The sequence below is a fragment of the Desulfuromonas sp. AOP6 genome, assembly GCF_009731355.2.
Lineage (GTDB): Bacteria > Desulfobacterota > Desulfuromonadia > Desulfuromonadales > SZUA-540 > SZUA-540.
Genome location: NZ_AP022810.1, coordinates 3020485 through 3028326, shown reverse-complemented (window position 1 = coordinate 3028326; position 7842 = coordinate 3020485). Strand labels below are relative to the sequence as shown.

Genomic DNA, 7842 nt, shown 5'->3' with positions numbered 1-7842 from the left:
CTATGCGACCTTTCCGTGCCCTGATTTTCGTTTTTCCATCTCGGGAGCTTGCATATACCGGGCGCTCAACTCTGCCAATGCTGCAAGAATGATGTTTCGGTTTTTGATGTCAGTGGTATCTAGCGCCTTTGAAACCCGTTCAATAATATCGTTGATTGCTTCCCTATCAGAGTCGACCACATCGAACTCTTCCAAAAGCGGTGCTGGTCTACCTTCCATCCCAACTAGTACGGCCATTGCTTGGCGCTTCTCCGGGCGGCCCTTGATCCGTGTAAAGGTTTCGGCTCTGAGAAACTTCTGGGCCATGTCAGCAAGCTCAATAGATGCTCGATCCATATCAGGATCAACCCAATTTCTCGGCGGCTTGTTTGCCGCAAGGCTTGCAATACCCTCGAAGCTTTCATCATCGCTTTCAAATTGAGCCAGACGTCCGACAAAGGCGTCTAAGCGGAAATCTCCTGCAAGCTCTTTCACATTCTCTGCCCGTTCCCGAAGCTCCAAGAGAGACTGGCGTGAAAGATTAGGAACTTGTAGCTCCGCAAGAAGCATATCCCTTAGCCTATGAACCATAAGAGGATATGCCTGTACCAGCTCCTGCAAACCTTCTTTGACTATCGAAACAATATTCTGGATATCGTCTTTATCTGAGATGTCGGGATTCTTTGAGTTTACCAACGCAGGGATATCATCAAACAAAAACTTGTTTGGATCACGGGCGCGTTTAAAAATGTCGCGCACTTGAATAGCCTTTGCAGACAGGCGCATTGTCCGTTTGGTCCAGTTCGGAAGTTTCTCATAGATCGCTACGAGACCACGGGCAACATCGATGGGCTCAAGATGAATGAGTTCGTTTTTTTCATCGAGATCGCGCACAACATCTGCCATATCAGAAAGCATGCGCCGCGAAATTTTATTCAGGTCCATCCAACGAAGTTGAATTGTCTCGGCGTCTTTCGCCAGATACTCAACATCGACGTCATCAAGCCGCGCACGGAATATACCTTCCCGGTAGATAGCCAGATTTTCTCGTTGAGTGAGAATAAAAGCAACCGCTAAAACCGGCATCAATCCATCTTTGATGCCGTATGGCTGTTCCGCCCAAAGGTTATAAAGCTCTGATACGGCAACCGAGCGTTTTTTGTTTTTCTTTATATGCTGGATCGCTGCATTCCATGCCGGGAAAAGCCTGTATGTGTCAGTTTCGTTATCGGAAGGGGCTACGAAGCGACAGCCGTCTTTCGTTTCTGAATAAAGCCCTGTGGCTTCCAGCAGAGAGGCGTAAAGACCGCCTTCAGCTGGATAGCCGTCAATGCCCAAGCGTGGCTCACCATCTCTTGTAATCATGTGCCTCAAGAGAGCATTTTGGCCTGCGATAGCACTGCTGGATGGCTTTTGTCGGTTTAAAAGCTCATTATGCAGCTTTGGACATTGGTCATACCGTCTTTCAGCAATCTCAGAGGCAAGACTGTTCAGATCAGATTGACGATATCGTTTTGTAGAGTGATGCTTACGGCACCATTCGGCCATGTCGAGCGATTTTGTGAGTTCGGTCTCCAACTGGGCCTGCAAATCTGCGAGCCTTGCCGTAACCTCGCGTCTTGCAACCGGATCACCCGCCAGCTCAGGATGATCATTGTTAACCTTATCAAGTGCCAGAAGTTCACGTGCCAGCATCACTACTGACCAAGCTCGTGGTGAGTAACCTGCCACGATATCCCATTGGTCACTTAACTTGGCCGCTTCCCGGCAAAGCGTTTTAACGGGCTCTTCCTCTTCCCCCTCGGTCGGAACAACAAGCAAGAATTCACCAATTACCCCGTTTTTAGGTCTAAAGCGAGACGCCACAGCCATCACATCTTTGGCAGGCGTGATATTCACATCAAACCAACGCATAGCGCCGGTTTCATGGTAGTGGCGCTTTGCCAGAATGGGCTGCAAGCCGGCCAAGGACTTTAAGGCTGCAAAATCGAGCTCATCAATCTCATCCAGTGCCATACTAACTGCTTGGTCTATGTTGAAGTCGCTACCGGCAAAAATGGCGTGCGCATCTTGAAACTTCTTGAAGATTGTCAGGGACCATTTATCGAGAGTTGTTAGTGCCTCTTTAAGGTCTTTTGCACTCACATCCAGAAAGCATGTTTGGATTAAATCAAAACTCGGAACGAGACCAGATCGCTCTTTAAAGAGATCGACAACTGCTATGGTTTTTAAAAGATCAACCTGAAACCCGTCAGCACCTAGGGCTTCGCACCGTTCTAATGCCTCTGCCGCAAGTGCCCAACGATGGCCATCAGGTGAAGCGAGAATGGACGGTTCCAGATTGGCTCGTAAATAATCCCAAAGTTTTGCTGGCGTATAGAGGTTCGTTTCATCCGCCGTGTGTAAATAATCCTGAAAACCATGAGGTTCTGCTGAATTCAGAAAGCCAAAGATGCTACGCTGGTTTTGCCCAAATCTGCGGCGTGAAATCGGACCAAGAAGGCAAGCGACAACAGGATGCAAAGGCCAACAATCTGCCAGCATATTTGCTAAGCGGTCGTCGTTCTGTAAACGGTCTTTACGTACAATTTTCGCAACAGTTCTAGAGAGGTCTTTGTATTTTGGAGATGCCTGACGACAACACTCAATCGCACGAGAAATTAGATCAATTTGTTCTTCGCCAATGGTGTTGACGGATAAATCAACAAATCGTCCTTGGATTTTAGCCCATTCATCACGCAGCTCATGTGATAGCCGGTGAGCATATTCACCAAATGCTTGGTGTAGAACACCTATAAATAAAAATCGGCCATTGCTACGTGATGCGGCCTCTGCAAGCTGTTGAAAGATATATATGTCCGAGCCATCCTGTGCGGCAGATTCCAAGAACTTGCCCATTTCGTCAACGAATAGCATCAGACCGCCATGGGTATTAGGTTTGCTCATGGCGACATCTATCAAGCAGTTTACAACCTGCTCTTCGGTCCACCCGCCTCTGGGGCGGCGTGAAACGTACCCGTACTCTTTTAACGTTTCCCCTAGAACATCAACGGGATTATCTCGTCTCCCGACAACCGGAAGTACGCGCCAACCTTTTGAACCGGTTGGAAGAGCCTTCCATATTGAATTTGTAAGATCTTGGCTGAAGACCTTAGCTGCTTCCTTTCGTAGATTTTCATTACGATTCAGCAAGGCACTTAACGCAATCGCCAAACTCGATTTACCGCTACCATAGGGGCCGGTCCACGTAAATGCACCTTGCCCGCTTTCGGAGACATGCCGAGCCATCGACAAGAGGATATCGGCATAAGATTGCGGGCAGATAAAGCCATCAAGGGCATTCCTGTCACCCAAATCCGTATCAATCCTTATGGATTTTTGGAAACGCCTTGCAATTCGTACTTGATCAACTAACGCCACTATGATGACTCCCTATCACTTGAACGTTTATAGTCCTCTAATGCAAACTCAAGCGCATTGCTGAAATCAAAGTTCGAGCTACGAACAACTTGTTTTAATCCAGCAGTTTCCGACCATCGAAGCGCATTGTTGGTGACGTTGGCAATGTCAGATAGGCGGTCGGCGACATCGTTTTCATCAAGCAAAAAAACACGTCCCGGTGACCCTGGCTCATATGCGATCGCTTCAAAAGAAAGCGTTGATGATGCTGGAGAAAATTCTCTCCAGAATTCAAGCAGGGCATAAACAAACGCCCCTTCTCCTAACGTTGTTTTTTGGCCGCGAACAAATCGGAACTCATCACGCTTCGACACCGGCTTAATTAATCCAAGTTCTGTAAGTGGAGATTCAAGGGAATCATCTCGTCCGGATTTTGAAGATGATGGTTGTGCGGCGTATGTACGAATAAAACACCCGACGTCGTTTTTAATTGTCGCCTGTGCGACATTAGGCCAATCACGCTGTAATCTCTTAATCAGCTTATCCCGATCAAATGTAACTGCGGAGTAGTAGCTAAAAGCCCAATACCATGTGGTTTTTTTCTTTTGCGTTGCTAGCTTCCAATGGATTAGCCATAGCGAATTTTGATTCTCTAAATAAGGATCAACACCATGCTCTCCGAATAGCAGTTGTCCGAGCGATGTTGACTTCACCATGTTAGTGTTTGAGGGCTCGTCAATGATGCCCGCAACCACCGCCCAATGACGCATAGATGACACCATGTTTTTACCCACACCAAAACGAGCAATGGCGTCATCCCCCCAACACAGGAGCTTGTTATTCGATTCTTGCTCAGTTTCAGATACACGGTCATAGCATTTTTTTAGCCATCCATACCTTAATGGAAAGGTCTCATGACCTGAAAAGTGAGGTTTGTAGTCTTGTTGGTAAAGTGGTCCATGTGCCATGGTATTTATATCTCCTGGATGATCTATCCAGGTGACTCTAATATAGAGTATATGGTATAGTCAATGTCGATCTGCTGGAGGCATCATCCAGAAGGAAGAAAAAATCCATATGGTCCTTAGAGTTAGTTGCATAGGATATAACTGATTGTTTTATTATGAATAATTCCGAAATTTTATATTTTGATTATCAAGCTACAACACCGGTAGCTGATGAAATTTTAAATGAAATGCTGCCATATTTCAGCGATTCTTTTGCCAATCCACATTCCGCAGATCATGTGCTTGGCTATAAATCTTCTGCCGCTATAGAAAAAGCAGCACAGCAAATCGCCAATTTCATTGGTGCAGATAGCGACGAAATTATTTTTACATCTGGGGCAACAGAATCGAATAATCTTGCACTTTTGGGCCTGGCGAAAGGTTCCGCTCTCAAAGGCTCGTCCCGAAAACGAATTCTTATGAGCGAGATAGAGCACAAATCTGTGCTATCAGTTGGACCTGTTTTGGAACAACAATATGGTTTTACTGTAGAAACTATCCCTGTTGACAGAAACGGATATATTGTTGCTACAGAAATGGAAAGGCTACTCGAAGAGGACGTTCTTCTTGTTTCAATTATGGCCGTCAACAATGAAATCGGCACTATACAGAATATCGATACCCTATCTAAGATTATTAGACCCCATAAAGCTGTATTTCACTGCGATGCTTCGCAAGCGCCGATGGGGATTAATATGAATAATTTTGTAAAACATGTGGATATGCTTAGCCTGTCTGGGCACAAGATGTACGGTCCCAAAGGGATTGGCGCTTTATATATCTGCCGAGATCTACAAGATCAAATCGAACCGTTGATTTACGGCGGCAACCAACAAAATGGGCTTCGACCTGGCACATTGCCTACGCCATTATGTGTAGGTTTGGGCGCTGCTGCTGAATATCTCGGCTCGCCTCAAGCAGCCTTAAAGCGCGATAACTTACGTAGTCGCAGGGACAGATTTGTCGCTATGCTCTTAGCCCTACCATGGTCAGCCAAACTCTATGGAGCTGATTGTCAAAAGCGTCATCCTGGGAATATATCTATCGGCTTCAAGGGAGTTAACGGGCAAGATATCCTGGGAGTATTGCAGCCATATTTAGCAGCCTCTAGCGGCTCGGCATGTACGTCGGGAATTCCAGAGCCTTCCCACGTGCTAAGAGCTATTGGATTGAATAAGGAGGAGGCAGATTCTGCAGTTCGATTGAGCCTCGGTTTTGAGACCTCTGATCAACAAATCGATGAAGCCATCAAGCTCATTGATATGGCATTGAGGAAGCTGTCCGAATCTTCCTCTTTTTCTATGTAGTCTCACTTTTCAAAGGACTTTATTTCTGTGATGAGGAAGTGACCTTTTCACCAATGCTTGGCGGCAATTCATCGAAAGCCTTAGTTTAGAAGTGAATCAAAATAGAGTGGGAACTATGGCAATATCAAGAGTGGAGGACGTTTTGGCACTTCAACTTGACAAATAGTCAGATGGTAGGATAAGAAGATCAATGTAGGCCCGGAATGGCTCCCTCCTGATTCTCGTGGTCAGTGCAAACCGCCGGGTATTTACCCAGAAAAGTCCGGGATTCCCGGACTTTTCTTCTTTGCGTCAGATTGAGCCTCCTGCCGATTTTTCCTTCTCAGCATTCCTTAATATCGTCCTATGTGAGAGCTCATCCCAAATGATACTCAAAATTTGATACAATTTTTCGACCAGTTCTTTTCGTTCTTGAAGGATCTAACTTTCAAATCTCCCGTGCAATTTTACTGGCGACAAACGATTTGGGTTAAGGATGGGTAAAGAAAAGATAAATCGTGAAGCTTTGTTTGCTCTTATTTGGGAACGCCCTGCGAGCGAAGTGGCAAAAGACCTCGGGATCTCGGATGTTGCTCTTGGAAAACTCTGCCAGAGACTCCAGGTTCCCAAGCCACCACGAGGATACTGGGCAAAATTGAAGGCAGGTCGAATCCTGAAGCGGCCTCCGCTTAAGGCCTTCAAGGAAGAATCCCAAAGAGAGATTTCTACAAGACACCAGAAAACCACAAAGGCCGGAGAGACGATCAAGCTCTCGGTATTGCAGCTAGGGTTTATGAAACAAGCTCTCAAGGAAATTAGGGCTGGCGGAGCCCATCCCATCGCGTGCGAGCTACGACATGATGGTATTGGATCCCTTGAGTCAGACCTTGCGGCGCAAATCTTGATTCTGATTCAGAATAAATATGAAGACTGGCTTAATAATAGTGATTTGAATGCAACCCTCGCTGGTGCCCTTCAAAGTCTCAAAGGGCTAGTTGAAAAACTCCTCCCTCTGGCAAAGAGCCAGGTGCTGTTATTCCCTCCAGAAAAAAACGGAAGTCTATACGGCAGCGTGCCGACTATCATTGTTCGCCTTTCCCCATTATTGCAACAGAGGATTTCTCATCTAGTTCATCTTGTGAGAGAATACAAGCTTTCCCATGTTGCATCTGAGCTCTCGGACTCTGAGCAGGCGTGGTCGATTCGGTACGCGAGCTCACCAGGTGAATTTGCCAATGCCAAGACTTTGCTATGTGTGTCAGCCCATGATGTTTGGCTTCAGGGCGAAGTGAGACAATTATGGGATTCTGGACCGATCAGAGTAGAAACAATTCGCCTCCCTCTTCAGCACCTTCTTCCACTAAAGCTGTTGTCGAAACAGGATGTTCATCTCCCAGCAGCTTTGGGCAGGGAGAAGTTACGTCCTTACGCAGACCGCTTGCGCAATCTTAAAGACGCTGAAGATATCCTTGGGATGTTTGTCTCCTCATTTTATGACATGGAAAAATCTATTCCAAGTGATCGGTTGGCTCTTCTTGATCGGCTGTGGTTCGGTAAAGACGGAAAGGGTGCGTTCTTTGAGGCTAGACATGCATGGCGAGAATTAGAGCACTATCTAGAGGACTGGGAAAATTCTCTTGAGCAAGAAAAGTCTGAACTCTGCCGAGACGTCATCGGAATCGAAAAAGGGGATATCGTAGTTCTCAAGTGGCGGGGGAAAACGGTCCGGGCTCGAATCAATGCCACCAGTGTCATTGCCACAGAGAAGGAAATCAACTTTCAGCTCTATGGTACAAGATTCCGCAAGGACGGAACTCTTGGGAAACGGCAGGAAACCTTCACTATCCATTTTGAAAATAATTAAGCACGTTCTACGCCTCTGATTAGGTGGCGAACAGGATTTGCCAAGAGCAGGCCCCCTCTATCGTCACAACCCTCTCAGACGTCTCTTAATCTTTTCCCTCTCTTTTTCAAGTTCATCTATGATTTTCTCTTCAAGGTCCAGGTACTCAGTCAACGCTCGACTGAAAAGTTCGGTTTTTGATTTCACTCCCGAATTGGGCGAATCAAGATAATTTTCCATACGCTTAGCCAAGACTTTCGAAATTTTAAATCCAGTAGTAATACGCTCATTCTGTTCCTTGGGTCTATCCTCAGCAGTCATCTCTCTC

General features: G+C 46.3%; 5 protein-coding genes. 2 read left to right on the top strand and 3 right to left on the bottom strand.

Annotated features, from left to right (window positions below; genetic code table 11):
* On the bottom strand, positions 1-3399 hold the full coding sequence (locus AOP6_RS14195) for an ATP-binding protein (RefSeq protein WP_155877379.1): 3399 nt from the start codon (positions 3397-3399) through the stop codon (positions 1-3).
* Entirely contained in the window at positions 3399-4346 is a 948-nt protein-coding gene (locus tag AOP6_RS14190) for a DUF4007 family protein (protein WP_155877378.1), read from the bottom strand. Before AOP6_RS14190 ends, AOP6_RS14195 begins: the two co-directional genes overlap by 1 nt.
* Before the next feature lie 155 nt (positions 4347-4501).
* On the opposite strand from AOP6_RS14190, the gene AOP6_RS14185 reads away from it, so the two are divergent.
* Together AOP6_RS14185 and AOP6_RS14180 are read left to right on the top strand one after the other, a co-directional pair.
* Positions 4502-5692 carry a cysteine desulfurase family protein gene (locus AOP6_RS14185; protein ID WP_155877377.1) on the top strand — a complete coding sequence of 397 codons (1191 nt, stop codon included), beginning with the start codon at positions 4502-4504 and terminating at the stop codon, positions 5690-5692.
* A gap of 475 nt (positions 5693-6167) precedes the next feature.
* Positions 6168-7535: a hypothetical protein gene (locus AOP6_RS14180; RefSeq protein WP_155877376.1), complete on the top strand. Its 1368-nt coding sequence runs from the start codon at positions 6168-6170 to the stop codon at positions 7533-7535.
* 63 nt (positions 7536-7598) lie between these two features.
* Here the strand turns inward: AOP6_RS14180 and AOP6_RS14175 are convergent, their stop codons facing one another.
* Positions 7599-7835: a hypothetical protein gene (locus AOP6_RS14175; RefSeq protein WP_155877375.1), complete on the bottom strand. Its 237-nt coding sequence runs from the start codon at positions 7833-7835 to the stop codon at positions 7599-7601.
* Positions 7836-7842 lie beyond the last annotated feature (7 nt).